Raw genomic sequence first — 26,275 nt, 5'->3', positions numbered from 1 at the left:
TTCGTTATTTTCTTCTAAACGATGAAAACTAACCAGGAGTTCATAAGATAAAAAAATATTTTTTTCCTGTTTAATCATTGCAGAATTTCCAAATTTATTCTATATTAGTAATAAGAAAAAATATTCAAAATTTTTTTGGGACAAAAATGAATGAGCATTCATTCAATATACTGCGTAAGGGGGATATGAACTTGGTTCGACAAATACGAAAGGCTGCTGTTCTAGGGTCAGGAGTTATGGGATCAGGGATTGCTGCACACCTTGCTAACATCGGCATTCCGACTTTATTATTGGATATTGTACCTCGTGAACTGACGGAGGACGAGAAGAAAAAAGGTCTTACATTAGAAAATAAACAAGTACGTAACCGCATTAGTCAAACTGCGATTACTAAGCTTTTAAAACAAAAACCAGCTCCGTTATCTGCTAAAGGAAATCTTGCCTTAATCGAAGCGGGGAACCTGGAAGATGATATAAGCCGATTAAATGAAGTCGATTGGGTCATTGAAGTCGTCGTGGAGAGACTTGATGTGAAGCAAAGTGTTTTTGCTCAGGTTGATAAATATCGTAAACCGGGCAGCATCATTTCTTCCAATACATCCGGCATTTCGATTGAAGCGATGGCGGAGGGGCGTTCCGAAGATTTTCAAAAGCATTTCTTGGGGACCCACTTTTTCAATCCTCCACGCTATTTGAAACTACTAGAAGTCATTCCAACTAAAGCCACTGCTCCTGAAGTGCTTGAATACATGAAGCAATTTGGCGAAGACGTCCTGGGTAAAGGCGTTGTTGAAGCCAAGGATACGCCCAACTTTATCGCTAACCGGATTGGTACTTACGGGTTGCTAGTTACCCTTCGTGAAATGCAAAAAGGTGGATACAGCGTGGGTGAAGTGGATTCTGTAACAGGTCCGTTAATCGGAAGAGCGTCGAGTGCCACATTCCGTACGCTTGATGTAGTTGGTCTTGATACTTTTGCACATGTAGCCAAGAACGTATATGACCAGGTTGAAGGAGAAGAAAAAGAAGTTTTCCGCATTCCAGATTTCATGAATAAAATGCTTGAAAACGGATGGCTTGGAAGCAAGTCCGGACAAGGATTTTTCCTGAAAAAAGGCAAGGAAATCCTTGAATTGAATCCTGAAACCCTTGAATACGAGCCACGGAAAAAATTAAAAACACCGTCGATAGAAATGGCTAAACAAGCAAAAGGTCTTTCTAATAAAATGAAAGCGCTTGTTTACAGTGAGGATCGCGCAGGTCATCTGCTTTGGAATGTGTTGAATCCAGCCCTCGTATATTCAGCGCAACTGCTTGGTGACATTGCTGATGATATCGTGGCCATCGATCAAGCGATGAAGTGGGGCTTCGGCTGGTCGACAGGACCTTTTGAAACCTGGGATGCAATTGGTGTTGAAAAATCAGTAGCCCGCTTGGAACAAGAAGGGGTAGCTGTTCCACAATGGGTGAAGGATATGCTGGAAAAAGGCATGACTTCATTCTATAAAGAAGTAAATGGTGTAGTTTCCTACTATCATAATGGTGAATATAAAGAACTTCAAGAGAATCCAAAGGTGATCAACCTTAAAGCAATCAAGAAGCAAAAAGGTGTAATTAAGAAAAATAGCGGTGCAAGTTTGATTGATATTGGCGATGGAGTGGTACTTCTGGAGTTCACGTCACCGAACAATGCAATCGGATTGGATATCATGCAAATGATCAATGCGGCTGTCGACGAAGCCGAAGCGAATTATAAAGGCCTTGTCATCGGAAATCAGGGCAAAAACTTCTGTGTTGGCGCCAATATCGCCATGATGTTGATGGAAGCTCAGGATGACAACATTTTCGAATTGGATATGGTAATTAGCCAATTCCAAAAAGCTATGTTGAAGATTAAGTATAGTGCGGTTCCTGTCGTAGTGGCGCCATTTAATATGACGCTTGGCGGAGGTGCGGAAGTTTCACTTCCTGCTGCTCGTATCCAGGCAACGACAGAAACGTATATGGGCCTAGTAGAAGCTGGAGTTGGCTTGATTCCTGGCGGCGGCGGAACCAAAGAACTTTATGTAAAGACTTTGAAGAGCATGCCAAAAGGTGTTGACTTTGATTTACAGAAGGTAGCGAATCGTGTATTTGAAACGGTTGCGATGGCCAAGGTATCGACGTCTGCTGAAGAAGCACGGGAAAATAATTTCCTTGGTTCTTCCGATCGAATCAGCGTCAATTCAGACCACCAGTTATATGATGCCAAGCAATCCGTCATTTCTATGTATGACCAAGGGTATACAGCACCAACTCGCACGAAAATCCCTGTGGTTGGTGAAACCGGTTATGCCGCCCTTCTTTTAGGAGCTGAATCAATGCGTCTATCAGGCTTCCTATCCGATCATGATCTGGTCATTGCTAAAGAACTTGCATACGTTCTGGCTGGAGGAAAACTTCCATTCGGTACAGAAGTAGATGAACAGTATATCTTGGACCTAGAAAAAAAAGCATTCTTAAAATTGATTTCCACACCGAAATCCCAACAAAGGATGCAACACATGCTTGTTAAGGGAAAACCACTTCGTAACTAACTGACTGTTAAAGATAGAGTCATATAACTATAGTTCAATAGGTTAAAAGCTTAAAAATGAAGTAAGGGGGATCCTCATGAAAGAAGCAGTAATAGTAGCTGGAGCAAGGACTCCGGTAGGAAGAGCAAAAAAAGGTTCTCTTGCTAACGTTCGTCCAGATGATTTAGGGGCTATTGTGGTCAAGGAAACATTAAAGCGCGCTGGTAATTATGAAGGCAATATAGATGATTTGATCATTGGTTGTGCAATGCCTGAGGCAGAGCAAGGCTTGAATATGGCAAGGAATATTGGAGCGTTGGCGGGCTTGCCGTACACCGTACCGGCCATTACAATCAATCGTTACTGTTCGAGTGGATTGCAAAGTATTGCTTATGGAGCAGAAAGAATCATGCTCGGACAAAGTGATACGGTCATCGCAGGTGGAGCAGAATCCATGAGTTTAGTACCGATGATGGGGCACGTTACCCGTCCGAATGCGAATCTTGCTGAAACGGCACCTGAATATTATATGGGTATGGGACACACAGCGGAAGCGGTTGCGAATAAATATGGGATTTCCCGTATTGACCAAGACGAGTTTGCTGTACGCAGCCATCAAAGAGCGGCGAAGGCCATTGCTGAAGGGAAATTCACCGATGAAATCGTGCCGGTCGACGTAACTCTCCGTTCTGTAGGACCGGATTTAAAATTACAGGAAAAAACATTCCAGTTTACTCAAGATGAGGGCGTTCGTGAAGGGACGACGGTCGATGTGCTTAAAAAGCTAAGACCAGCATTCTCTGTGACCGGATCCGTTACAGCGGGAAATTCATCACAAACAAGTGATGGTGCCGCTGCTGTCATGGTCATGGATGGTGAGAAAGCTTCCTCTTTAGGTATGAAGCCACTTGGTAAATTCCGTTCCTTTGCGGTAGCGGGAGTTCCACCGGAAATCATGGGAATCGGGCCGATAGCCGCAATTCCCAAAGCTCTGAAACTTGCAGGTCTTGAGCTATCCGATATTGGTTTGTTCGAATTGAATGAGGCGTTCGCTTCTCAATCGATTCAAATCATTCGCGAGCTTGGCTTGAATGAAGAGATTGTCAACGTCAATGGAGGCGCTATTGCACTAGGTCATCCACTTGGATGTTCGGGAGCCAAATTGACTCTAAGCCTGCTACATGAAATGAAACGCAGAAACCAACAATTCGGGGTCGTTACAATGTGTATCGGCGGCGGTATGGGTGCTGCTGGAGTTTTCGAATTATTAGCATAAGCCTTTTTATCCGGATGCAGGTGCGTTCATCTGTATCCGGTCCTTTATAAAATTAGCCTATATTAGGAGGAATTTTTTATGTCCAATCAAACAACAGAAAACTTGATTAAAGGTGGAGCCTTTTTAGTTGAAGATATAAAGTATGATCAAGTATTTACACCAGAAGATTACTCTGATGAGCATAAAATGATTGCCAAGACTTCTGAAGATTTCGTAGTGAATGAAGTTCTTCCACAAGTAGAACACATAGAGAATCATGAATTTGACCGTTCAGTAAAGTTACTGAAGCATGCTGGGGAACTTGGATTATTAGGTGCTGACGTACCGGAAGAGTATAGCGGACTTGGTCTTGATAAAATTAGTTCAGCGTTAATCACGGAAAAAATGGCACTTGCCGGTGGCTTCGGAATTACCCATGGTGCTCACGTAGGGATCGGATCTTTACCAATCGTGTTATTCGGTAATGAAGAGCAAAAACAAAAATATCTTCCATTACTTGCAACAGGTGAAAAAATTGCTGCTTATGCCTTAACTGAACCAAGCTCGGGGTCTGACGCGTTGGGGGCAAAAACTACGGCAAAATTGAATGCTGAAGGCACTCATTACATTTTGAATGGAGAAAAGCAATGGATCACGAATGCCGGATTTGCAGACGTGTTCTGTGTTTACGCTAAAATCGACGGGGAACAATTCTCCGCCTTCATCGTAGAACGTGAGTATCCAGGTGTCTCTACAGGCGCTGAAGAAAAGAAAATGGGGATTAAGAGTTCTTCTACACGTACATTAATCCTTGAAGACGTAGCGGTTCCGGTTGAAAACCTTCTTGGTGTAGCTGGAAAAGGTCACGTCATCGCTTTCAACATCTTGAACATTGGCCGCTATAAGTTAGGTGTTGGCGCAGTGGGTGGTTCAAAACGCGCCCTTGAACTTACAGCTGCTTACACAAATCAACGTCAACAGTTCAAGACGAAAATTTCCGACTTTAACTTAACGAAAGAAAAATTAGCGACGATGGCTTCTAAGATCTATGCAGCAGAAAGCTCTGTTTACCGTACGGTCGGCCTTTATGACCAACGACAAAGCAAGCTGACTGATGAGCAAATAAAAGATGGCAAGTCCATGGCTGCAGCAGTTGCTGAATACGCAATCGAGTGCTCATTGAACAAATTCTTCGCTTCAGAAGTGTTGGATTATGTAACCGATGAGGGAGTTCAACTTCATGGCGGTTACGGCTTCATGCAAGAATACGAAATTGAAAAAGCATACCGTGATTCTCGTATCAACCGCATCTTTGAAGGAACGAATGAAATCAACCGTTTACTGGTTCCAGGTACATTCCTGAAAAAAGCCCTAAAAGGTGAACTTCCTCTTCTTCAAAAAGCTCAAGGTCTACAAGAGGAATTATTGATGATGATGCCAGAAGAGCCAGGTGACGAGCCATTGGCACAAGAAAAAATGTTAGTTAGAAATGCTAAGAAAATTGGCATTTTGGCTGCCGGCCTTGCTGCACAAAAATTCGGTAAAAAACTTGATCAAGAACAAGAAATCCTATCTAATATTGCGGATATCGTTTCTCTTGCTTATGCAGCTGAGTCAGTGGTATTACGTACAGAAAAAGCAATTGCGACTACAGGTCTAGAAAAGAACCAACAAAAAGTGCTTTACACTGAAATCTTCGTACAAGAAGCTTTCAATGAAATCGAACAACATGCTAAAGAAACCCTGATTGCTGTGGAGACTGGCGATACACTTCGCATCATGCTTGCTTCCCTTCGCAAGTTGACTAGACATAACCCAATCAATGTCATTGCAAAAAAACGCGAAGCTTCCGTAAAAGTAATTGAAAATGAGAAATATGCACTTTAATCATTAGGAAAGTGCACAAGAAAGGGGATGCCGATATCGGGTATTCCCTTTCTTTTATGTGGGATAGTACGAGAGAGTATTTCGTTGTATTGCCCCCAGAAAACGGGTATTCTAATGGTAGGTGGTGAGACAATGGGCTTAACATTATACTGGTACCCAAAATGCGGCACATGCCGTAATGCAAAGAAGTGGTTGGATAGTCATGAATTGCAATACGAGGCGATTCATATCGTGGAAAATCCCCCTTCTCGGGCAGAAATTGAACAACTCTATAAAAGTAGTGGATTAGAATTGAAGAAGTTTTTTAATACTAGCGGGCAAAAATATCGGGAGCTAGGCTTAAAAGATAAGCTAAAAGAAGCCACTGAAGCAGAATTGCTAGATATCTTGGCTACGGATGGTATGCTTTTGAAGAGACCAATTGTTACTGACGGTTCGAAAGTGACAGTAGGCTTTAAGGAAGAGCAATTCGAACAGACTTGGAACTGACACTTTACAAAAGATTTTGGCAATTCCTTATCATAACAAAGAATCTACCTTATAATGTAATAGATAAAAATACTGTAAGATGGGGGAGTTAATGATGACAACACCAAAAGAACTTCGTTATACCAAAGAACATGAATGGGTCAAAACGGAAGACGGTAAAGTACGCATTGGCATTACGGCCTTTGCTCAGTCCGAACTGGGGGACATCGTTTTTGTGGAACTTCCAGAGATTGGGTCAGAACTGAAGGCGAACGAGCCTTTTGGCAGTGTAGAATCTGTTAAAACGGTTTCTGAACTTTATGCTCCTATCAGTGGCAAGGTCATTGAAGTGAATGAAGAGCTTAACGACAATCCTGAATTCGTTAATGAATCTCCATTTGAGAAAGCATGGATGATTGTGCTTGAACCATCAGATACTAATGAGGTTGAACAACTGATGAGTGCCGACGAATATGAAAGCCTGATAAACGGTTAAAGAAAGTGAGGGGAGGCTTTAAAGAGCCTGCTCTTTTTCAATTCGAGTTGAGGCGGGGTGATGAGATGGAATGGGATATTCCTGATAAAGTGATCATTGTTGAAGGCCGTTCCGATAAACGAAAAGTGGCTTCCGTTTTAGACGAAGAAGTGGAAATTAGATGTACGAACGGCACAATCTCATTAACTAAGCTGGATGAAATGGTGGATGAATTGATAGGCCGGGATGTTTACATCCTTTTTGATGCAGATGAGTCAGGGGAAAAACTAAGGAAACAATTTCGTCGTGAATTGCCCGAAGCGAATCATTTGTACATAGATAAGATGTACAAGGAAGTGGAGGATACCCCAGAACATCACATTGCTTCCGTGCTTATGACTGCGAATATGAATGTGAAAGCCAAATTCTTAAGTTAAAGGATGGAAGATTAACTGATGGAGGAATGGAAAGAAAAAGATTTTAAGCAGGCTGTTGACCGAGGGGATACCTTTAGCTTATATCTCTATACGCCTTTATGCGGTACCTGCCAGGTAGCTTCTAGGATGCTTTCCATAACACTTGAGCTATTCCCAGAAATGAAGGCAGGAAAGATGAACATGAATTATGTCCAGCCACTGGCTGAAGAATATGAAATTGAGAGTGTACCTTGCTTATTGCTTTTTAGAAAAGGGAAGCTAATCGAGAAAATATATGCCTTTCAGTCCGTACCCTATTTATATGGATTGATGAAAGAAATAAGCTAAAAGCCGATCCTGTAGGATTGGTTTTTTGTTGTATGCAAAAAGCAATATAGTAATTTTATAAAATAATTGAATATTCTAATAGTTTGTTGACTGGCTACGACTAAAGTGCTATATTTTGTAATAAGTATATGTTGAATCGTTTAGTGGTTCGTAAAAGAGAAGAAAAAAGATAGTTTCACTTCTGCTTTTTAAAGATAATTCCTTCAGCGTGAGTATTCAGAGCGAAGAGGGGTCAAACTTCTTCTTTTTTCATAAGCAATGAGATAGCATCCCTAATAATTCCTACTAAAACCATAGAAAAAGGGGAGAAAATGATGACAGAGAAAAATTTCCGTTTTGAAACTTTAAGTGTGCATGGTGGCCTTCAGCTTGACGAAACGGGCGCCCGTGCTGTGCCTATTTATCAAAGCAATGCTTATTTGTTCAAAGATACAGATCATGCGGCGAATCTGTTCGGACTAAAGGAAAGTGGATACATCTATACACGGCTTCATAATCCAACTGTCAGCGTTTTTGAAGAAAGAATGGCCCTGTTGGAAGGAGGCATTGGTGGATTGGCAGTAGCAAGTGGCATGGCTGCGATAACACTTGCCATTCTAAACATTGCTACTATGGGAGATGAGATTATTGCTGCTTCTACATTATATGGCGGCACATATAATCTATTTGAAAACACTCTTCCTAAGTACGGAATTAAAGTGAAATTCGTCTCTCCCGATGATCCGGAAAATTTCAAAAAAGCCATCACTCCACGAACGAAGGCCATTTTCGCTGAAACGATTGGCAATCCAAGTTTAAGGGTTCTAGATATAGAAGCGGTGGCCGACATAGCCCATGAATCCGGTGTCCCATTGATTATCGATAACACTTTTGCGACACCATATCTGTGCCAGCCGATAGAGTTCGGAGCGGATATCGTCATCCATTCAGCCACAAAGTGGCTATTGGGCAACGGTACCACATTAGGCGGTGTCATTATTGATGGAGGTAAATTCGATTGGAATTCACCTAACTATCCAGGCTTTACCGAACCTGATCCAAGTTATGATGGGCTTGTCTACTCCGAGGCAGTAGGACCTGCTGCCTTTATCACCAAAGCACGTGTCCAATTGCTTCGGGATATGGGGCCAACTTTAAGTGCTCAAAGTGCCTTCCAGTTTACTCTAGGCTTGGAAACACTGCATGTAAGGATGAAAGAGCACCTTTTAAATACGAGGGCAATCATTCAATTCTTGGAAGAACATCCGGCAGTCTCCTGGGTTTCATATCCGGGTAATGATGATCATCCCGATAAAGCCCTTGCAGATAAATACTTGCCTAAGGGACCTGGATCTGTGGTGACATTTGGCATTAAAGGAGGACGTGAAGCGGGGGCGAAACTCATCAATTCAGTGGGGTTATGGTCACATGTTGCCAATGTGGGGGATGCGAAGAGCTTAATTATCCACCCCGCGAGTACAACTCACCAACAATTGAACGAGGTAGGTCTGGTTCAAGCAGGTGTTAGTGCAGATCAGGTACGGTTATCAATCGGAATAGAAAATGTGGAAGATTTAATCGAGGATTTAGAGCAAGCTATTGAAAAAGCGACGAATACCGTTTCGGTGAACTCAAAAACAGTTTAATAGCAATCCAAGTGTCTCAGTAATTATCCATTGCACTCCTTTTTTATCTGTGATAGAATTTCACCATAGTAAAATGAACGTAATGATAAAAGAATAGTCCATATATAGCTCTTATCAAGAGAGGTGGAGGGATGTGCCCGTTGAAACCCGGCAACCGACAAGGATTTTCCTTGGAAAGGTGCCAATTCACACAAAGCGTAATCGCTTTGGGAGATGAGAGGAAGGCCTGCTTTTCCCTGCCTTTCTGCTCATGCAGAAGGGCTTTTTCTATTTCTTTACAGTCATAAATGGTAGGATGTCACAAATATAAATCAACTAAATTCATAGGTTTTATTGGATAAAGAGGTGAGCATAGATGATTACATTGTCAAACGTTAGTAAACTTTTTCGAACAGGAAAAGGGAATAATGAAACGATTCACGCTGTGAATAGTGTGAATTTAAAGATAAATAAAGGTGAGATTTTTGGAATCATAGGGTACAGTGGAGCGGGGAAAAGCACGCTTATCCGGATGCTTAATGGGCTGGAAACGCCTACTGAAGGATCGGTGGTCGTTGCAGAAAATGAAGTGTCCACTATCAAAGGATCTAAGCTTCGAAAAGCCCGTCAAGAGATAAGCATGATTTTTCAACACTTTAACCTCTTGTGGTCAAGGACTGTGCAGGAAAATATAGCCTTTCCTTTGGAAATTGCGGGAATAGGCAAACAAGAGCGTGTCAAACGTGTTAATGAACTGATAAAGTTAGTCGGTCTAGAAGGAAGGGAAAAGGCCTTTCCATCACAACTTAGTGGTGGTCAAAAACAAAGGGTTGGTATAGCGAGGGCCCTTGCCAATAACCCGAAAGTGCTATTGTGTGATGAAGCGACGTCCGCTTTGGATCCCCAAACAACGGATTCAATCTTGGAATTGCTTGTGGACATCAACCAGCGACTGGGATTGACGATTGTCTTGATTACACACGAGATGCATGTCATCCGTAAAATTTGCAACCGGGTTGCGGTGATGGAAAATGGCCGGGTAGTGGAACAAGGAGCTGTTTTGGACGTTTTCAGAAATCCGAAAGAACAAATGACCAAGCGTTTTGTTCAACAGGTGACAGAACCAGAAGAGACAAGAGAAACGATGGAGCATTTGTTTGAACGATATCCAGCTGGAAAAGTGATTCAGCTGACATTTGTCGGAGATCATGCAGAGAGCCCGTTAATCACCAAATTGGTTCGTAATTTCGAGTTGGAAGTCAATATTGTCCAAGGGAAAATTTCTCAAACCAGAAGCGGTTCATATGGAACATTGTTTATTCACCTTGATGGTAATGAAGATGAAATGCTCCGCGCAATCGAATTCATAAAAGCACAGCAAGTTGGCGTGGAGGTGATTACTCATGCTTGAAGAATTATTGCCGAATGTAGATTGGGAAGACATTATCGAAGCGACGAAAGAAACGCTATATATGACAAGTATCTCGGTTGTAGCTACCTTTATTCTGGGCATATTATTGGGTTTGCTTCTCTTTTTAACAGGTAAGGGGAATATGTGGGAGAATCGGGGCATCAATGGGGTATTGAGTGCTTTCGTTAATATTTTCCGCTCCATCCCGTTCCTTATCTTGATTGTGTTATTGATTCCATTCACTAAATCGATTGTCGGTTCCATGATTGGTGAGGATGCGGCATTACCGGCTTTGATCATTGGTGCCGCTCCATTTTATGCACGATTGGTTGAAATTGGCCTGCGTGAAATCGATAAAGGCGTCATAGAAGCAGCTAAATCAATGGGGGCCAAAACAAGTACCATCATTTTTAAAGTCCTGCTTCCAGAGTCGATGCCTGCACTCATCTCAGGGATCACTGTAACATCAATTGCATTGGTCGGGTACACGGCAATGGCCGGTGTCATAGGAGCAGGTGGGTTGGGTAACTTAGCCTATCTGGACGGTTATCAACGGAATCACAACGACGTTACCTTGGTAGCGACGATCGTCATATTAATAATCGTCTTCGTCATTCAGATTATCGGAGATGTGTTTACAACTAAATTGGATAAACGATAAGGGGAGATGTACCGGATGAAAAAGTTTTTAGGATTTGCGTTAGTTTTAGTATTATCAATTGCACTGGCAGCTTGCGGAACGGATAAAGAGAAAGATTCAGGTAGTGGGGATACAGAAAAAGAAACGAAGAAATTAGTGGTTGGGGCATCGAATGTACCGCATGCTGAAATCCTTGAAAAAGCGAAACCTCTTTTAGAAGAGAAAGGCATTGAATTGGAAATCGAGACATTCCAAGACTATATTTTACCAAACAAAGCTTTGGATGAGAAAGAGTTAGACGCTAACTACTTCCAGCACATTCCTTATTTAGAAGCTCAAATCAAGGAAAATGGATATGATTTTGTTAATGCAGGTGGCATTCACATCGAGCCGATTGGTTTATATTCAAAAAAATATAAAAGCATTGATAAGCTTCCGCAAGGGGCAACCATTATTTTAAGCAGTTCTGTTGCAGACCATGGCCGTGCATTATCACTTTTAGAAAAAAATGGCTTGATTAAACTTAAAGAAGGCATAGACAAAACGACAGCAACTGAAAAAGATATCGTTGAGAATAAGAAAAAGCTTAAATTTGATGCAGAATATGAAGCGGCATTGCTTCCGAAGATATTTGAAAGCGGTGAAGGTGATGCTGTATTGATCAACTCTAACTATGCGATCGATGCTGGCTTGAATCCGCTTAAAGATTCTATTGCAATAGAAGATTCTGAATCACCATACGTGAACGTTATCGCTGTGAATAAAGGGGACGAAAACAAAGAAGAAATCAAAACGCTTGTAGAAGTGTTACATTCCAAAGAAATTCAAGATTTCATCCTTGAAGAATACGATGGTGCAGTTGTGCCTGTTAAAGAGTAAAGTAACGAAAAAACGACCTGGAATTTTCTGGTCGTTTTTGTTTTGGGGTTTAAAGTTGAATACCTAGGGTATAGAATAAACAGGGTAACAAAATTGATTTACAAATTTGAAAGGATGGTTCACTATCAATACTTTAGATTTAAACGTAACGAGCGAAATGGAAAAAGCTATGCAGTTATCACATGGGGTTGGGTACAGTGAGTACAGCAGAAATTTAGACCTTCGTATCGAGGTTGAAAAAGTAAGAGATAGGGAACATGAACAATGCAATAAAATGGTACTGGAACTGCAACGTAAAATACACGCATAAGCATATATTATAGACTTTTAAAAATCGGTTTGTAGAGGTAAAATGGGAAGTGATCTATTGTACTAAGTGGATCATTTACATCCTCATGCAAGCCGTTTTTTTATTTCAAGGGCCAATTGTCTTCCATTAAAATGTTTTGGGAATATTTTATAGGAGGGAACCCTCGAATAAATAATTCACATTAACAAAAGCTAAAATAAGGGCATAATCTGCATGGAAAAGCCTTTAGATGGTCTTTTTGCAACAATAGGACAGGTTTCCACTCCGGAGCGAGTAAAAACCCCCGTCTATATTAGTTGATTCTAAATTGGATTTGTTATAAAATTGTAATGAGAATAAAGTGAGAATGATTTTTCAAGAAAACTATATAAGAAAGTGATTTTTACTTTCTGTAATAAAATAGGAATTAAGTTCACGGAGGTATTATTATGTCAGGTTCAACATTAGTGGTTAAAGATCTTCATGTATCAATAGAAGGCAAAGAAATTTTAAAAGGGGTAAACCTTGAAGTAAAAGGCGGAGAAATCCATGCAATCATGGGGCCAAATGGAACAGGTAAATCCACTTTATCTTCAGCAATCATGGGTCACCCTAAATATGAAGTAACAAGCGGAAGCATATCTTTCGATGGTGAAGATGTATTGGAGATGGAAGTTGACGAACGTGCTCGTGTTGGTCTTTTCCTTGCTATGCAATATCCAAGTGAAATCAGTGGGGTTACAAATGCAGACTTCTTGCGTTCAGCCGTCAATGCACGCCGTGAAGAAGGCGACGAGATTTCACTTATGAAATTCATCCGTCAAATGGACAAAAACATGGAGTTCCTTGAAATGGATGAAGATATGGCGCAACGTTATTTGAATGAAGGATTCTCCGGTGGAGAGAAAAAACGTAACGAAATCCTTCAATTAATGATGATTCAACCAAAAATCGCGATTCTGGATGAAATTGACTCAGGTCTTGACATCGATGCACTTAAAGTCGTTTCAAAAGGAATCAATGAAATGCGCGGAGAAGATTTTGGTTGCTTGATCATCACTCACTACCAACGTCTATTGAACTATATTACACCTGATTTTGTACACGTTATGATGCAAGGTCGCGTCGTTAAATCTGGCGGTCCTGAATTAGCTGCACGATTAGAAGCAGAAGGTTATGACTGGATTAAACAAGAATTAGGCATTGAAGACGAAACTGTTGGCGAAGAAGCGTAAGTAGGAGGATTTGCAATGACTACAGAAATGAAATTATCGCTTGAAAAAGAGGACATAAGCTCTTATTCAACAAAAAATAATGAGCCATCTTGGCTATCAGAGCTTCGAATCAAAGCCTTTTCAGGTTTAGAAGAGCTTCCGATGGTTAGACCGGATAAAACTAAAATAGATAAATGGAATTTTTCTTCTTTCCAATCTCATACGGTTGAAAGTGAAGCTTTTGCTTCTTTAGAAGAGCTTCCAAAAGAAATTAAATCCATCATTGAAGAAAATGAAAACTTATATATTCAACGCAACAATACGCCGGCACACATTAATTTGTCAGCCGAAATCAAAGAACAAGGCGTTATTTTCACGGATATTTTCACAGCTGCTCGCGATCATGCTGAGCTAGTTCAGAAATATTTCATGAAAGATGGTGTTAAAGTTAATGAACACCGTTTAACAGCTTTGCATGCTGCACTACTTAACGGAGGGGCATTCCTATATGTTCCAAAAAATGTAGAAATCAAGGATCCAATCCAAGCGGTATTCCTGGTGGATAATCCTGAAACTACACTTTTTAATCACGTATTGATCGTGGCTGAAGATAATAGTTCTGTAACGTACGTAGAGAATTACTTCTCGGCTGTTGAATCTAATGAAGGCATCGCTAATATCGTAACGGAAGTGTTTGCAAATGCAAATGCTAAAGTAGAATACGGTGCTGTTGATACCCTTTCTAAAGGTTTCACAACGTATGTGAACCGCCGTGGGGTAGCTGCACGTGATGCACGTATTGAATGGGCACTTGGCTTGATGAACGATGGAAATACGATTTCTGATAACACAACTTATCTGATGGGTGATGGCTCTTACGGAGATACAAAATCAGTAGTAGTTGGACGTGGAGAGCAGAAACAAAACTTCACGACAGCTGTTGTACATTTCGGAAAACGTTCTGAAGGCTTTATCCTTAAGCATGGTGTGATGAAAGACAGTGCATCCACAATCTTTAATGGTATTGGGAAGATTGAGTATGGGGCGACTAAGGCTAATGCTGAACAGGAATCACGCGTATTGATGTTAAGCGAAAAAGCCCGTGGGGACGCTAACCCAATCCTTCTAATTGATGAAGATGATGTAACTGCAGGACATGCTGCATCAGTTGGGCGTGTTGATCCACTGCAACTTTACTACTTGATGAGCCGTGGTATCTCGAAAACAGAAGCTGAAAGACTTGTCATTCACGGATTCTTGGCCCCTGTTGTTAACCAACTTCCTATTGAAGGAGTTAAAAAGCAACTTGTCGAGGTCATTGAAAGGAAAGTACAGTAATGAACCCATACGAAATTCGTAAGCTTTTTCCGATATTAGATCAAGAAGTCAATGGTCAGCCATTAGTATATTTAGACAGCGCGGCTACTTCTCAAAAACCGGCTGCAGTTATTGAAGCGATTGAAAAATATTACCGCGGTTTCAACTCTAATGTTCACCGTGGTGTGCATACACTAGGAACAAAAGCTACGGATGCGTATGAAGGTGCACGTGAAAAGGTTCGTAAATTCATCAATGCTTCCTCTACTGAAGAAATCATTTTCACTAGAGGAACAACCACATCTTTAAATACCGTAGCGAAAAGTTACGGTGGTGCAAACATTAAAGAAGGTGACGAAATTGTCATCTCTTATATGGAGCATCATAGTAACATCATTCCTTGGCAGCAGCTAGCAAAAGAAAAAGGTGCTGTATTGAAATATATTCCTCTACAAGAGGATGGAACGATTTCGCTTGATGATGTGAGAGCTACCATCACGGACGATACGAAAATCGTTTCTGTCATGCAAGTTTCTAATGTGCTTGGCGTTATTAATCCAGTCAAGGAAATTGCAAAGATCGCACATGAACATCATGCAATCATGGTTGTGGATGGAGCGCAAAGTACACCTCATATGAAAGTGGATGTGCGTGATCTGGATTGTGACTTCTTTGCCCTTTCTGGTCATAAAATGGTCGGTCCTACTGGAATCGGTGTTTTATATGGCAAAAAGGAACTTCTTGAAAAAATGGAGCCAATTGAATTTGGTGGAGAGATGATTGACTTCGTTGGCTTATATGAGTCTACTTGGAAAGAACTTCCTTGGAAATTCGAAGCTGGGACTCCCATCATTGCAGGTGCCATCGGCCTTGGTGCTGCCATTGATTTCTTAGAAGGAATTGGCATGGATCAAATCGAACAGCATGAACACAAACTTGCCGCCTATGCGATCGAAAAATTATCTGAAGTGGAAGGCCTCACGATTTATGGAACAAAAGATCCAGAAAAACGTGCAGGTGTAGTAACCTTTAATATTAATGACGTCCATCCACATGATGTGGCTACCGTCCTAGATGCAGATGGAATCGCTGTCCGTGCCGGTCATCATTGCGCACAGCCTTTAATGAAATGGCTGGACGTATCATCGACAGCAAGAGCAAGTTTCTATCTCTATAACACGGAAGAAGAGATCGATAAGCTAGTGTCCGGGCTTGTCAAAACGAAGGAGTATTTCAGTAATGTCTTTTGATAACTTAGATACACTTTACCGTCAGGTCATCATGGATCACTATAAGAAACCTCGTAACAAAGGTATGCTTGAAGATGGAAGTTTGACCATCGATATGAATAATCCAACATGTGGTGACCGTATTCGTTTAACGATGAAAATCGATGACAATAAGGTCAGTGATGTTAAATTCGATGGCGATGGCTGTTCAATCTCGATGAGTTCAGCGTCTATGATGACACAAGCGATCAAGGGAAAAGATATAGATACGGCTTTGGCGATGTCACAGACTTTTTCTGAAATGATACAAGGAAAAGAGTATAATGATGAAATCGATCTTGGTGATATCGAAGCACTTCAAGGGGTTTCGAAGTTCCCTGCACGAATTAAGTGCGCGACTCTAGCCTGGAAGGCCATGGAAAAAGGTTTAAAGGAATAATTAAATTTAAATGAGCTGTTGTAGATTCAGCCATTTGAAATGGAGGAATACAAGCTATGGCTAAAAAGATGCCTGAGATTGGCGATTATAAATATGGCTTTGCGGATAAAGATATTTCTATCTTCCGTTCAAAGCGCGGCCTAACAAAAGAAATCGTGGAAGAAATTTCACGTATGAAGGATGAACCACAATGGATGCTTGATTTCCGTTTGAAATCATTAGAGCATTTTTACAATATGCCAATGCCTCAGTGGGGCGGAGACTTAAATAGCTTAAACTTTGATGAAATCACATACTATGTGAAGCCATCTGAGAAATCCGAGAAATCATGGGATGAAGTGCCTGATGAAATCAAGCAGACATTTGATAAATTGGGGATTCCTGAAGCAGAGCAAAAGTATTTGGCAGGGGTTTCTGCTCAATATGAATCTGAAGTTGTTTATCACAACATGAAGGTTGAATTAGAAGATATGGGAATCGTATTCAAGGATACGGACTCCGCTCTTCGTGAAAATGAAGATATCTTCCGTGAGCATTTCGGTAAAACAATTCCGCCAACAGATAATAAATTCTCTGCATTGAACTCAGCTGTATGGTCTGGTGGATCATTCATCTACGTTCCAAAAGGCGTGAAAGTGGATACTCCACTTCAAGCATACTTCCGTATTAACTCTGAAAACATGGGTCAATTCGAGCGTACGCTGATCATCGTTGACGAAGGAGCTTCTGTTCACTATGTAGAAGGTTGTACAGCACCAGTTTATACAACTAATTCCCTTCATAGTGCGGTAGTTGAGATTGTCATCAAGAAAGACGCATATTGCCGTTATACAACGATTCAAAACTGGGCTAACAACGTGTTTAACTTAGTTACGAAACGTGCAGTTTGTGATGCTAATGCAACTATGGAATGGATTGATGGCAACATCGGTTCTAAATTGACAATGAAATACCCAGCCGTCATCTTAAAAGGCGAAGGTGCTCGTGGTATGACATTATCCATTGCCATCGCTGGTAAAGGTCAACATCAGGATGCAGGAGCGAAAATGATTCACCTTGCACCTAACACTTCTTCAACAATCGTGTCAAAATCGATTTCTAAACAAGGCGGGAAAGTAACTTACCGTGGTATGGTCCATTTCGGACGTAAAGCCGAGGGAGCCCGCTCGAATATCGAATGTGATACATTAATCATGGATAATCAGTCTACATCTGATACAATCCCTTACAATGAAATTCTAAATGATAACATTTCTCTTGAGCATGAAGCGAAGGTTTCCAAAGTATCAGAAGAGCAACTGTTCTATCTGATGAGCCGCGGAATCTCTGAGCAAGAAGCAACAGAAATGATCGTTATGGGCTTCATCGAACCATTCACAAAAGAACTTCCAATGGAATATGCGGTCGAAATGAACCGTTTAATCAAGTTTGAAATGGAAGGCTCTATCGGTTAATTTCTTTTACGTTGCAATTTAAGCGTTAGAGGGAAGAAATCAAACGTGCAGTCTTTGTACCATTTCAGATTTTCTTTGCAGGAAGGAGACGAACTTAAAAAGTTCGTCTCCTTCTATTTTTTATTTTCAAATAGTTATTTCAAATGAAAGAAAGTGCCATTAAATAGGTGTTTTTTTGCCTGAAACAGTGTAAATAGCAGTAGGGCGTCATGCATACATAATAGTTAGAGGTGGATTTTTGTGGATTGGATCATCCAATATAAAGAGTGGGTTTTTGGCGGAATTTGTTTGACTATCGTTTTGGGTATGACAGGAATATATCTAAAAAAGGGAGAACCTCATTCCCAACCTGTTTCAGGAGGACGTTCTAAGAGTCATGGAAGGGATCATAATGGAGGAGTTAGGCATCATGATGAGTAATTAAGTGACCATTTGGGAGTCGTGGAAAGACCCCCTTTATTGTCTTTTCTTTTACCACTCAAATGAATTAACAGAATTCAGGTAGATGGAACATGATAAAATAAAAGCAATAGCTTGAGTAAGTATGAAAAGAGAGAAGGACCTTCTGACTTTACTTGGATTGAAGTCATACGTGAAAGGGTAAAAAAAGTATGATGTAATGTTGTTAAGGAGGGGTGAAAAGTGATATACATTGGTTTGACAGGATGGGGTGACCATGATTCATTATCTATTGATAAAATTCCTAACCGTGACAAATTGAAGGTATATGGGGCCCATTTTCCAGCTGTTGAAGTGGACGCATCCTTTTATGCAATTCAACCTAAGAGAAATATCGAGAAATGGGTTGCAGAGACGCCTAGTTCCTTTCAATTTGTCGTAAAAGCCTATCAGGGAATGACAGGTCACCAACGTGGGGAGATTCCTTTTGATAGTAAGAAAGAGATGTTCGCAGCATTCCGGGATTCCCTTGAAGGCTTTCAAAAATCCGGTAAGCTTACGATGGCCCTGTTTCAATTCCCGCCATGGTTTGATTGTAAACGGGAGAATGTTAACTATCTCCGTTGGTGTAAAGCTGAGATGGGGGATATACCTGTGGCCATTGAATTTAGGAACCAAAGTTGGTACCGACCGAATATGGTCCAACAAACGCTTGAATTCTTACAGAAGGAAGGATGGATACATACGGTATGTGACGAGCCACAGGCAGGAGAGGGATCTATTCCCCTCGTACTCCACGCTACGCATCCTGACAAAACCTTGGTGCGCTTTCATGGCCGTAATATCCATGGTTGGCAGAAACCAGCTTCTGGAGTTAACTGGCGAGAGGTGCGCTACCTATATAGATACAATAAAGAGGAATTAGCCGACTGGGTGGAGAAAATCCGCATACTAGAAAAACAGAGTAAGGATGTATATGTATTATTCAATAATAACTCTGGTGGAGACGCGGCGGACAATGCCAAACAGTTTATCGATTTGCTAGGTGTTACCTATGAAGGATTAGCTCCTAAGCAGCTTGGTTTGTTTTAATCGGAACGATATAATTATTAAAGACTGTGTGGGCAAACTAGAGGAAGAGCTCGGGCTCACAAATCGATAAAGGCGGATTTCTTTCATGATATGGTTACTATTAATCAGTGTTGGTTTATTAGCGGGAACAATCGGGGCTCTTGTAGGATTAGGTGGGGGAATTATCATCGTCCCTTCACTGTTATTTCTGGGCAGTTCGACAGAAATTATGGATGACTTGACGCCACAAGTGGCTGTCGGTGTATCAACGGTCATCATGATTTTCACCGGTTTGGCATCCACATTAACCTACTTGAAACACAAAGTAGTGGATTATAAAGCCGGTCTGATTTTCTTTGCAGGGAGCGCTCCAGGTGGTATCATGGGTGCTTATGTAAACAAGATCCTAAAGGTGGACGCATTTTCGCTGTATTTCGGTCTTTTCATGGTTTTAATGGCCATCGTTTTATTAGTGAAAGACAAATTGCGGCCAATGGTCTTCAAACCAGGGACGGGGAAGGTCATCAAGACGTATGAAAATAAAAACGGGCAGGCATCCACTTATGGATATCGTCCTTTAGTGGCCATTTCCATCTCTTTTGTGGTTGGAATCAGTTCCGGTTTATTTGGCATTGGCGGAGGATCGTTGATGGTTCCGGTCATGATGCTGGTGTTTTTTTTTCCCCCTCATGTGGCAGTAGCAACGTCAATGTTCATGGTGTTTTTGTCTTCCATTACGAATTCAATTACACATATCTCTCTTGGTAATGTGAATTGGCCATATGCACTTACTTTGATTCCAGGAGCTTGGATTGGTGCTAAACTGGGTGCTTTTATCAATACGCGCCTGAACAGTTCTGCACTTGAAAAGATGCTGAAAATTGTCTTGATCATTATCGGTATACGTCTTATTTATCAAGGTATAACAGGATAACGAGGAGGAAAAATGATGTCAGAAATCATACATTTATATCACACCAATGATTTTCACAGTCATTTTGAAAATTGGCCTCGTATTGATAAGTTTCTTAAAGAAAGAAGACAACTTCATCAAGAAACGGGAGAGGAAGCGGTCATATTAGATATAGGAGACCATGTTGACCGTTGGCACCCATTCTCAGAAGGCACAATGGGAAAGGGGAATATCGATTTACTGAATGAAGCTGGCTATCAATATGTAACGATTGGCAATAACGAAGGCATCACCGTGCCTCATGAAGCGTTGGACACGTTATATAAGGATGCCCATTTCAAGGTTTTGGCAGCTAATATCTATTATCTGAATGATACAAGGCCAGATTGGGCACTACCTTATTGGATACATACTACAGAAAAAGGTACAAAGCTAGCCATGATTGGATTGACTGCCTTTTTTCAAAAGTTTTATCTAGCATTGGACTGGCATATAACCGAACCGTTTGCAGAATTACAAAGACAGTTACAACAGATTAAGGATAAGGCGGATGTAGTAATCATTCTTTCTCACCTTGGCATTCATGATGACGAAAGAATGGCAGAAGACTTTCCGGAAATCGATATCATTCTTGGTGCACATACTCATCATATCCTTCATCAAGGAAAGATGGTCAATCAAGCATTACTTTGTGGTGCAGGGAAATATGGTTATTTCATTGGACAAGTGGAATTGAGCCTCAATGACAAAAAAGAAATCACCAAAAAGACGGCCATGCTCTATGACACCAACGACCTTCCCGAATTGGAGGGCGAGCAAAGCTGGATTGAAGAGATGAACCAACTCGGGAGAAAAGCCCTCAATCAAGTTGTCCTATCCTTACCTAATCCTCTGGAAAATGATTGGTTTAATGGATCACCTCTTACGAAGATTCTGGGAGAAGCATTAAGAGAGTGGAGCGGAGCGGACTGTTCCTTTGTAAATGCTGGGCTATTACTGGAAGGGTTGGCACAAGGTCCTGTCTCCAAAGGGGACATTCACCAGATTTGTCCCCACCCGATTAATCCATGTATCGTGGAAGTGAATGGCCGAGAATTGAAGGAAATCCTCATGCTTTCGCGAAACGAGGAATGGCCACATCTTCAGGTGAAGGGCTTCGGCTTTCGCGGAAAGATCATGGGAGTCATGCACTATGACCAGATAGAATTTAAGGTTACGGAAAAGGGATACGTCAAAGAAATCCTGATCAAGGGGAAGAAGATTCAACCGAAGCAGTCCTATAAATTGGCTCTTCCCGATATGTTTACGTTCGGGCACTTCTTCCCAAGCATCCAGCGCTCCAAACGTAAGAAATACTTAATGCCGGAATTTTTACGGGATATCTTATTATGGAAGTTGAAAAAAATGTATCCCGAAGACTAGGTATATATCACGATTTCTCTCTCTTTTTCATAATGTATGAGAAAGAGGGGGTAGAATCAAATTGATTAACATGATGCCAATAAGTATAGATAATCAAACATTTATGGCCATTTCCGTTCAACTGCCCAAAACGAATCTGCTTGCTGTAGCGTCTGAAAAGGGATATATCATGTGTGGAGCCTTGGATGTCGGACTTTTAAATGATACGTTAAGAGATCGCAGAATTCTTGCAGGAAGGGCTATAGGTGTTAAAACGATAGAAGAGCTATTAAATGCACCTCTCGAAACCGTAACTTGGGAGGCTGAAGAAAAAGGCATCCATCGAGGAATGATTGGCAGGAAAGCCTTGATGAAAATGATATAATGAATGGGGCTTTCCTTTAATTAGAAGGAAGCCTTTATTTTGGGTAAAAAAATATAGGTTTAAGGTTGAATTTTCCAAAATATAGCCGATATTTCTTATAAAGAACTATTTAAAATCTTGAATCTGAAACGGAGTATTAGTATGAGACTATCCATTACAGAGTCGCTTACCCCAGGAGAGCGTCTCGGTATGAACATCTATAATGAGCGGGGCAATGTCCTTTTGAGCGAGGGGTTAACATTAACTCAGAAAATGATCAATCGATTAGTTTCCCTGAATATTCCCTTTGTTTATATTCAAGATCCTAGAACGGATGATATTATACCTAGGCCGCCGATTTCTGGGGAATTAAGGAGAGAGGCCATCCAATCAATAGAATCGACTTTTCTGGAAATAAAAAACGGCGTCAAGGTGGATAGCTCGTTTGCAATTGAGAAGGCTGCAACAAAATTCACTTCTTTAGTTCGTAACATATTGGACGAGTTGAGAGACAGCGAAGAACTATTGACTTTATTAGCTGATGTTTATACATATGATGATTATATTTTCATTCATTCGTTTAATGTGACGTTATACACACTTGCTTTAGGGATGGAACTCAAACTACAAGAAAAACAGTTGGAGATACTCGGGGTAGGTGCCATTTTACATGATGTTGGCAAAATGCTTGTGCCTGTGGAGATTTTGCGTAAGCCCGGTAAGTTATCGGAGGAAGAGTTTGTGCACATTCAAAAGCATGCCGAGTATGGGTTTAAGCTTATTAAAAGTGTTTATACTGTTTCACTCATCGTTGCCAATTGTGCCTATCAGCATCATGAAAGGCTGGATGGATCCGGATATCCCCGTGGGGCCAAAGGGGATGAAATTCATTATTATGGGAAAATCATTGCGGTGGCTGATGTGTTTGATGCGGTTACTTCCAATCGTGTTTACCGTAAGGCGATGCTGCCTCATGAGGGATTGGAAATTCTTTATGCAGGTTCAGGAACGAAGTTTGATACCCAAATAATTGAAGCTTTTAGGCGTTCGGTAGCCATTTATCCGAACGGATTGACCGTAGAACTTAATGATGGGAGAAAGGGTATCGTAGCTTCTCAGAATGCAGGAATAGGTGATCGGCCCATCGTTCGAATCCTTGAGGAAAATAAGGAAAAGTTAATGCAACCATATGAGGTGGATTTAAAAACCAACCTCCATTTACTGATTAAGGAATGCTTGAATATACCAAAAAACAGCTTACCCCTATAGAGGCAAAGCTGTTTTCTACTTTTTATCGTCCTTCATGATGGCTGGTGGGATCGAGCCATTTCCGTTGCTATAATAGCTTGGTACATCTCCTTGCATTAAAAGGCTGCCAACCTTCACTTCCTGACTGACTTTGGTCTCTTTTGTTAACGATGGTATGACAATTTGAATATTGACGTTAAAATCCACGGCCAGCTCATAATAAACATTATTGATGCCGGCATTTGTGAGTTTGGTTTTTAAATCCGACTGGACATTTCCGATGACGGACATTTTCACGGGAATCTTTGGCCCGTAATTGGAAAGAAGGCTATTTCCGGTCACAACGCCGAGGGGTATATAGTACACCACCGTTTTATATTGTTCCTCGTCAAGCTTGGCTGGCCCTTTTTTGTTAAATGGGTTGCCTTTTTTTATTCCGAGGTTATTTTGAATGTCTTTGGTAATGTTGGAACGTAATTCATTATATATCCCAGGGTCAAAACTATAGGAAGGGTTAGACTCATCATTTTTATTTGTGATGATGATCTTTTCCAAGTTGATAGTAGATATATTATTATCGACTGCTTCATGAATCGTCTCTGTTGCAATCCGTTTGATTTCATTTTCTGCCACATTCATGATAACCGGTTCAATCTCTTTATCCACGTATCGAAGCGTCAAGATGCTTGATAGGATGAAGAGGATAAACGAGTAAAGAAATACTTTCCTGGTGGGAAGAGGTCCTTTTTTGCGGAATTTTTTTGGGCGGAATCTTTTTCGAAACACGCTTTAGCCCCCTTTACTAATTCTTATGCGTAAAGTTCAGGGATTTATGTTCGTTTCAAAACAAAAAGCAGCGCAAGAATCCTTACGCTGGTCATTTTTGTTTTTTTGCAAGATCCTTCCGTTCCCACATTTTTAAATAAGGGTAGGGATCAAAGCTCCACTCGGTGATTCCATTGTCTTTGTACATCCCGTAGTGTAGGTGTGGAGGGAACTTTCCGGACGTTCCGGGAGGACCATAGCCTGTACTGCCCACACCCCCGATGACCTGCCCTGGCTCGACGATTTGTCCAACCTTCAATCCTTCAGAAAAACCACTTAAATGGGCGAAATAATGATACGTATTATTCAAGTCCCGAATCCCAATCCGCCATCCGCCATATTTATTCCAGCCCTTCATTTCTATGATTCCATAACACGTTGACCGAACTGGGAGGCCGTAATCCGCAAATACATCCGTTCCTTCATGAATCCTTCGTCCTCCCCATCCCCGTGCGCTTCCCCATGTATTTAAATACGTATAATGAGTCCTTACAGGTACAGGGAAGGCTTTTTCCTGTAAATCCAACCTATCATACTTTTTATAGATATTAGCATGGCCGATGATGATGCTGACTGCCTTATCCCGCTGATAATAATCGAATAATCCAATTCGGATATTATCTTCATCTGTACCGTAGTAGAGAAGATGTTTTGCAAAGGCATATAACCGGTCTGTGTCGTTTTCAAGCTCGGCTTTTCCGTCCCCATTGCCATCTTGTCCTAATCCATCGAAAAAAGCGATGGATAGTGGATTGGTATCGGTTAAGTTGGGGTTCAAGGCCCCTATCCATCTAGAAGGGTCAATATGAATGCCTATCAGACCCTTGGCAGGCTCTAAATCGTTGCGGGAAAGCCGGAGGTTATGTTCATATTGATCAGCTCCTGCAAGGTAATACCAAGGGATTTGCAAGGTCGCCTCCATATTTTTATAAAGCTCCATTCTCCCTGGATAAGGGTCAGGGGTTTCAGCTGCCGAAGCTGCTGGCATTTGGCTATTTAATAAAAGTAAACAGGCCATTAAGAAAAGTAATCCATTTTTCAAAGAGGCAGCTCCTTTCTTAGACAATTCGTATTTGTCATTTTACATAACTGGAGATTTTGACTCTAACGTTTATTATTCTTCTTTAGTTTTACTGATTTAGCTTTAAACATGAAAAATAAATACTGGTAAATCTCCTATAACTTGTCTATATGAGTTATTATTGTTAAAGTAGGGTGTCTTAATTTCTCAGAATGGAGTGACTTTTTTGTCTACTACTAATAAAGAAATTCTTCGTAAGCCAGACTGGTTGAAAATCAAATTGAATACAAATGAAAATTATATTGGTCTAAAAAATATGATGCGTGAGAAAAATCTTCATACTGTTTGTGAAGAGGCGAAATGTCCGAATATTCATGAGTGCTGGTCGGTCAGAAGAACAGCCACGTTTATGATTTTAGGCGAGATTTGTACGAGAGCTTGCCGGTTCTGTGCAGTCCAAACAGGACTGCCTAACGAATTGGATTGGGCGGAACCTGAACGTGTCGCAGATTCCGTTGTTTTGATGAACTTAAAGCATGTCGTGATAACGGCTGTTGCCCGTGATGATTTAAAGGATGGGGGCGCCGCTGTTTTTGCTGAAACGATCAGGGCCATCCGTCGTAAAAACCCTTTTACATCGATTGAGGTTTTACCATCCGATATGGGTGGCGAATACGACAATATAAAAATGTTGATGGAAGCTAAGCCAGATATCCTGAACCATAATATAGAAACCGTAAGAAGCCTTTCCGATAAAGTTCGTGCTAAAGCGAAGTATGAGCGGTCATTGGAGCTTCTGAAGAGAGCGAAAGAATTGCATCCGGAGATACCGACCAAATCAAGCTTGATGGTTGGGCTTGGGGAGACAAGGGAAGAAATCCTTGAAACGATGGATGATCTTAGAGCGAATAATGTGGATATCATGACGATCGGTCAGTATTTACAACCGACCAGAAAACATTTAAAGGTGTTGAAATACTACACTCCGGAAGAATTTGCTGAATTAAAGGATAGGGCGTTGGAAAAGGGATTCAGCCATTGCGAATCGGGCCCGCTCGTCCGTTCTTCTTATCATGCGGATGAACAGGTGAATGCTGCTGCCAAGCATAGACAAACTCAAGGCGAAGAGTTGTTGAAATAGAAGGGGAAAAGG

Annotated in this window: 26 protein-coding genes and 1 riboswitch; of the genes, 24 read left to right on the top strand and 2 right to left on the bottom strand. The window is 41.1% G+C overall.

Annotated features, from left to right (window positions below):
* Positions 1-191: 191 nt before the first annotated feature.
* From ACQKL5_RS12145 to ACQKL5_RS12035, 23 genes are all read left to right on the top strand, one after another.
* Positions 192-2,576 (top strand): 3-hydroxyacyl-CoA dehydrogenase NAD-binding domain-containing protein, encoded by a 2,385-nt coding sequence (locus ACQKL5_RS12145; RefSeq protein ID WP_427609021.1) that lies wholly within the window; start codon positions 192-194, stop codon positions 2,574-2,576.
* A gap of 76 nt (positions 2,577-2,652) precedes the next feature.
* Complete coding sequence (locus ACQKL5_RS12140; protein WP_427609020.1) at positions 2,653-3,831, top strand: acetyl-CoA C-acetyltransferase; 1,179 nt, start codon at positions 2,653-2,655, stop codon at positions 3,829-3,831.
* Positions 3,832-3,909: 78 nt separating this feature from the next.
* Complete coding sequence (locus tag ACQKL5_RS12135; RefSeq protein ID WP_427609018.1) at positions 3,910-5,697, top strand: acyl-CoA dehydrogenase family protein; 1,788 nt, start codon at positions 3,910-3,912, stop codon at positions 5,695-5,697.
* A 132-nt stretch (positions 5,698-5,829) separates the two neighbouring features.
* A complete protein-coding gene (locus tag ACQKL5_RS12130) occupies positions 5,830-6,186 on the top strand; it encodes an arsenate reductase family protein (RefSeq protein WP_427609017.1) in 357 nt (118 codons plus the stop codon).
* 94 nt (positions 6,187-6,280) lie between these two features.
* On the top strand, positions 6,281-6,661 hold the full coding sequence (gene gcvH, locus ACQKL5_RS12125; protein ID WP_427609015.1) for a glycine cleavage system protein GcvH: 381 nt from the start codon (positions 6,281-6,283) through the stop codon (positions 6,659-6,661).
* A 65-nt stretch (positions 6,662-6,726) separates the two neighbouring features.
* A complete protein-coding gene (locus ACQKL5_RS12120; RefSeq protein WP_427609014.1) occupies positions 6,727-7,077 on the top strand; it encodes a toprim domain-containing protein in 351 nt (116 codons plus the stop codon).
* 18 nt (positions 7,078-7,095) lie between these two features.
* Positions 7,096-7,404, top strand: a complete 309-nt coding sequence (locus ACQKL5_RS12115; protein ID WP_427609013.1) for a thioredoxin family protein — start codon at positions 7,096-7,098, stop codon at positions 7,402-7,404.
* 314 nt (positions 7,405-7,718) lie between these two features.
* A complete protein-coding gene (locus tag ACQKL5_RS12110; RefSeq protein WP_427609012.1) occupies positions 7,719-9,029 on the top strand; it encodes an O-acetylhomoserine aminocarboxypropyltransferase/cysteine synthase family protein in 1,311 nt (436 codons plus the stop codon).
* 108 nt (positions 9,030-9,137) lie between these two features.
* A riboswitch (SAM riboswitch) is annotated at positions 9,138-9,249 on the top strand.
* 135 nt (positions 9,250-9,384) lie between these two features.
* A complete protein-coding gene (locus ACQKL5_RS12105; RefSeq protein ID WP_427609010.1) occupies positions 9,385-10,419 on the top strand; it encodes a methionine ABC transporter ATP-binding protein in 1,035 nt (344 codons plus the stop codon).
* On the top strand, positions 10,412-11,080 hold the full coding sequence (locus ACQKL5_RS12100; RefSeq protein ID WP_427609008.1) for a methionine ABC transporter permease: 669 nt from the start codon (positions 10,412-10,414) through the stop codon (positions 11,078-11,080). Before ACQKL5_RS12105 ends, ACQKL5_RS12100 begins: the two co-directional genes overlap by 8 nt.
* 15 nt (positions 11,081-11,095) lie before the next feature.
* Positions 11,096-11,938 carry a MetQ/NlpA family ABC transporter substrate-binding protein gene (locus tag ACQKL5_RS12095; RefSeq protein WP_427609007.1) on the top strand — a complete coding sequence of 281 codons (843 nt, stop codon included), beginning with the start codon at positions 11,096-11,098 and terminating at the stop codon, positions 11,936-11,938.
* Between the two features lie 106 nt (positions 11,939-12,044).
* Positions 12,045-12,248 (top strand): hypothetical protein, encoded by a 204-nt coding sequence (locus tag ACQKL5_RS12090; RefSeq protein WP_427609006.1) that lies wholly within the window; start codon positions 12,045-12,047, stop codon positions 12,246-12,248.
* A 428-nt stretch (positions 12,249-12,676) separates the two neighbouring features.
* Positions 12,677-13,462 (top strand): Fe-S cluster assembly ATPase SufC, encoded by a 786-nt coding sequence (sufC, locus tag ACQKL5_RS12085; protein ID WP_402962777.1) that lies wholly within the window; start codon positions 12,677-12,679, stop codon positions 13,460-13,462.
* 15 nt (positions 13,463-13,477) lie between these two features.
* On the top strand, positions 13,478-14,779 hold the full coding sequence (gene sufD / locus ACQKL5_RS12080; RefSeq protein ID WP_427609004.1) for a Fe-S cluster assembly protein SufD: 1,302 nt from the start codon (positions 13,478-13,480) through the stop codon (positions 14,777-14,779).
* A complete protein-coding gene (locus ACQKL5_RS12075; protein WP_427609003.1) occupies positions 14,779-16,008 on the top strand; it encodes a cysteine desulfurase in 1,230 nt (409 codons plus the stop codon). The genes sufD and ACQKL5_RS12075 overlap by 1 nt, the downstream gene beginning before the upstream one ends.
* A complete protein-coding gene (sufU, locus tag ACQKL5_RS12070; RefSeq protein ID WP_427609002.1) occupies positions 15,998-16,426 on the top strand; it encodes a Fe-S cluster assembly sulfur transfer protein SufU in 429 nt (142 codons plus the stop codon). The genes ACQKL5_RS12075 and sufU overlap by 11 nt, the downstream gene beginning before the upstream one ends.
* A gap of 56 nt (positions 16,427-16,482) precedes the next feature.
* Complete coding sequence (sufB, locus tag ACQKL5_RS12065) at positions 16,483-17,880, top strand: Fe-S cluster assembly protein SufB (protein ID WP_427609001.1); 1,398 nt, start codon at positions 16,483-16,485, stop codon at positions 17,878-17,880.
* Positions 17,881-18,120: 240 nt separating this feature from the next.
* A complete protein-coding gene (locus ACQKL5_RS12060; protein WP_427609000.1) occupies positions 18,121-18,300 on the top strand; it encodes a hypothetical protein in 180 nt (59 codons plus the stop codon).
* 222 nt (positions 18,301-18,522) lie between these two features.
* Complete coding sequence (locus ACQKL5_RS12055) at positions 18,523-19,371, top strand: DUF72 domain-containing protein (protein ID WP_427608999.1); 849 nt, start codon at positions 18,523-18,525, stop codon at positions 19,369-19,371.
* 85 nt (positions 19,372-19,456) lie between these two features.
* Positions 19,457-20,284: a sulfite exporter TauE/SafE family protein gene (locus ACQKL5_RS12050; protein ID WP_427608997.1), complete on the top strand. Its 828-nt coding sequence runs from the start codon at positions 19,457-19,459 to the stop codon at positions 20,282-20,284.
* A 15-nt stretch (positions 20,285-20,299) separates the two neighbouring features.
* Complete coding sequence (locus tag ACQKL5_RS12045) at positions 20,300-21,685, top strand: bifunctional metallophosphatase/5'-nucleotidase (protein WP_427608995.1); 1,386 nt, start codon at positions 20,300-20,302, stop codon at positions 21,683-21,685.
* Between the two features lie 61 nt (positions 21,686-21,746).
* Positions 21,747-22,049, top strand: coding sequence for a YunC family protein (locus ACQKL5_RS12040; RefSeq protein ID WP_427608993.1), 303 nt, complete (start codon positions 21,747-21,749; stop codon positions 22,047-22,049).
* Positions 22,050-22,238: 189 nt separating this feature from the next.
* The gene (locus ACQKL5_RS12035) at positions 22,239-23,297 is read left to right on the top strand and encodes an HD-GYP domain-containing protein (protein ID WP_427608992.1); all 1,059 of its coding nucleotides are present in this window, start codon (positions 22,239-22,241) and stop codon (positions 23,295-23,297) included.
* Positions 23,298-23,312: 15 nt separating this feature from the next.
* Here ACQKL5_RS12035 and yunB read toward each other — a convergent pair whose 3' ends face one another.
* On the bottom strand, positions 23,313-24,062 hold the full coding sequence (gene yunB, locus ACQKL5_RS12030; protein ID WP_427608990.1) for a sporulation protein YunB: 750 nt from the start codon (positions 24,060-24,062) through the stop codon (positions 23,313-23,315).
* Positions 24,063-24,153: 91 nt separating this feature from the next.
* A complete protein-coding gene (locus ACQKL5_RS12025) occupies positions 24,154-25,119 on the bottom strand; it encodes a M23 family metallopeptidase (protein WP_427609167.1) in 966 nt (321 codons plus the stop codon).
* A gap of 229 nt (positions 25,120-25,348) precedes the next feature.
* Here ACQKL5_RS12025 and lipA point away from each other — a divergent pair, with 229 nt between their 5' ends.
* Positions 25,349-26,263 carry a lipoyl synthase gene (gene lipA, locus ACQKL5_RS12020; RefSeq protein ID WP_427608989.1) on the top strand — a complete coding sequence of 305 codons (915 nt, stop codon included), beginning with the start codon at positions 25,349-25,351 and terminating at the stop codon, positions 26,261-26,263.
* Positions 26,264-26,275 lie beyond the last annotated feature (12 nt).

This window comes from Peribacillus sp. NPDC097675 (genome assembly GCF_050277655.1).
Classification (GTDB): Bacteria; Bacillota; Bacilli; order Bacillales; family DSM-1321; genus Peribacillus.
This window is presented reverse-complemented; position numbering and strand designations above follow the sequence as displayed.

What these genes read in the sequence shown, in the direction of transcription:
- ACQKL5_RS12140 (WP_427609020.1), top strand. Translation starts at nt 2,653, where the DNA reads ATGAAAGAAGCAGTAATAGTAGCTGGAGCAAGGACTCCGGTAGGAAGA.
- ACQKL5_RS12135 (WP_427609018.1), top strand. Translation starts at nt 3,910, where the DNA reads ATGTCCAATCAAACAACAGAAAACTTGATTAAAGGTGGAGCCTTTTTA.
- ACQKL5_RS12130 (WP_427609017.1), top strand. Translation starts at nt 5,830, where the DNA reads ATGGGCTTAACATTATACTGGTACCCAAAATGCGGCACATGCCGTAAT.
- gcvH (WP_427609015.1), top strand. Translation starts at nt 6,281, where the DNA reads ATGACAACACCAAAAGAACTTCGTTATACCAAAGAACATGAATGGGTC.
- ACQKL5_RS12120 (WP_427609014.1), top strand. Translation starts at nt 6,727, where the DNA reads ATGGAATGGGATATTCCTGATAAAGTGATCATTGTTGAAGGCCGTTCC.
- ACQKL5_RS12115 (WP_427609013.1), top strand. Translation starts at nt 7,096, where the DNA reads ATGGAGGAATGGAAAGAAAAAGATTTTAAGCAGGCTGTTGACCGAGGG.
- ACQKL5_RS12110 (WP_427609012.1), top strand. Translation starts at nt 7,719, where the DNA reads ATGACAGAGAAAAATTTCCGTTTTGAAACTTTAAGTGTGCATGGTGGC.
- ACQKL5_RS12105 (WP_427609010.1), top strand. Translation starts at nt 9,385, where the DNA reads ATGATTACATTGTCAAACGTTAGTAAACTTTTTCGAACAGGAAAAGGG.
- ACQKL5_RS12100 (WP_427609008.1), top strand. Translation starts at nt 10,412, where the DNA reads ATGCTTGAAGAATTATTGCCGAATGTAGATTGGGAAGACATTATCGAA.
- ACQKL5_RS12095 (WP_427609007.1), top strand. Translation starts at nt 11,096, where the DNA reads ATGAAAAAGTTTTTAGGATTTGCGTTAGTTTTAGTATTATCAATTGCA.
- sufC (WP_402962777.1), top strand. Translation starts at nt 12,677, where the DNA reads ATGTCAGGTTCAACATTAGTGGTTAAAGATCTTCATGTATCAATAGAA.
- sufD (WP_427609004.1), top strand. Translation starts at nt 13,478, where the DNA reads ATGACTACAGAAATGAAATTATCGCTTGAAAAAGAGGACATAAGCTCT.
- ACQKL5_RS12075 (WP_427609003.1), top strand. Translation starts at nt 14,779, where the DNA reads ATGAACCCATACGAAATTCGTAAGCTTTTTCCGATATTAGATCAAGAA.
- sufU (WP_427609002.1), top strand. Translation starts at nt 15,998, where the DNA reads ATGTCTTTTGATAACTTAGATACACTTTACCGTCAGGTCATCATGGAT.
- sufB (WP_427609001.1), top strand. Translation starts at nt 16,483, where the DNA reads ATGGCTAAAAAGATGCCTGAGATTGGCGATTATAAATATGGCTTTGCG.
- ACQKL5_RS12050 (WP_427608997.1), top strand. Translation starts at nt 19,457, where the DNA reads ATGATATGGTTACTATTAATCAGTGTTGGTTTATTAGCGGGAACAATC.
- ACQKL5_RS12045 (WP_427608995.1), top strand. Translation starts at nt 20,300, where the DNA reads ATGTCAGAAATCATACATTTATATCACACCAATGATTTTCACAGTCAT.
- ACQKL5_RS12035 (WP_427608992.1), top strand. Translation starts at nt 22,239, where the DNA reads ATGAACATCTATAATGAGCGGGGCAATGTCCTTTTGAGCGAGGGGTTA.
- ACQKL5_RS12025 (WP_427609167.1), bottom strand. Translation starts at nt 25,119, where the DNA reads ATGGCCTGTTTACTTTTATTAAATAGCCAAATGCCAGCAGCTTCGGCA.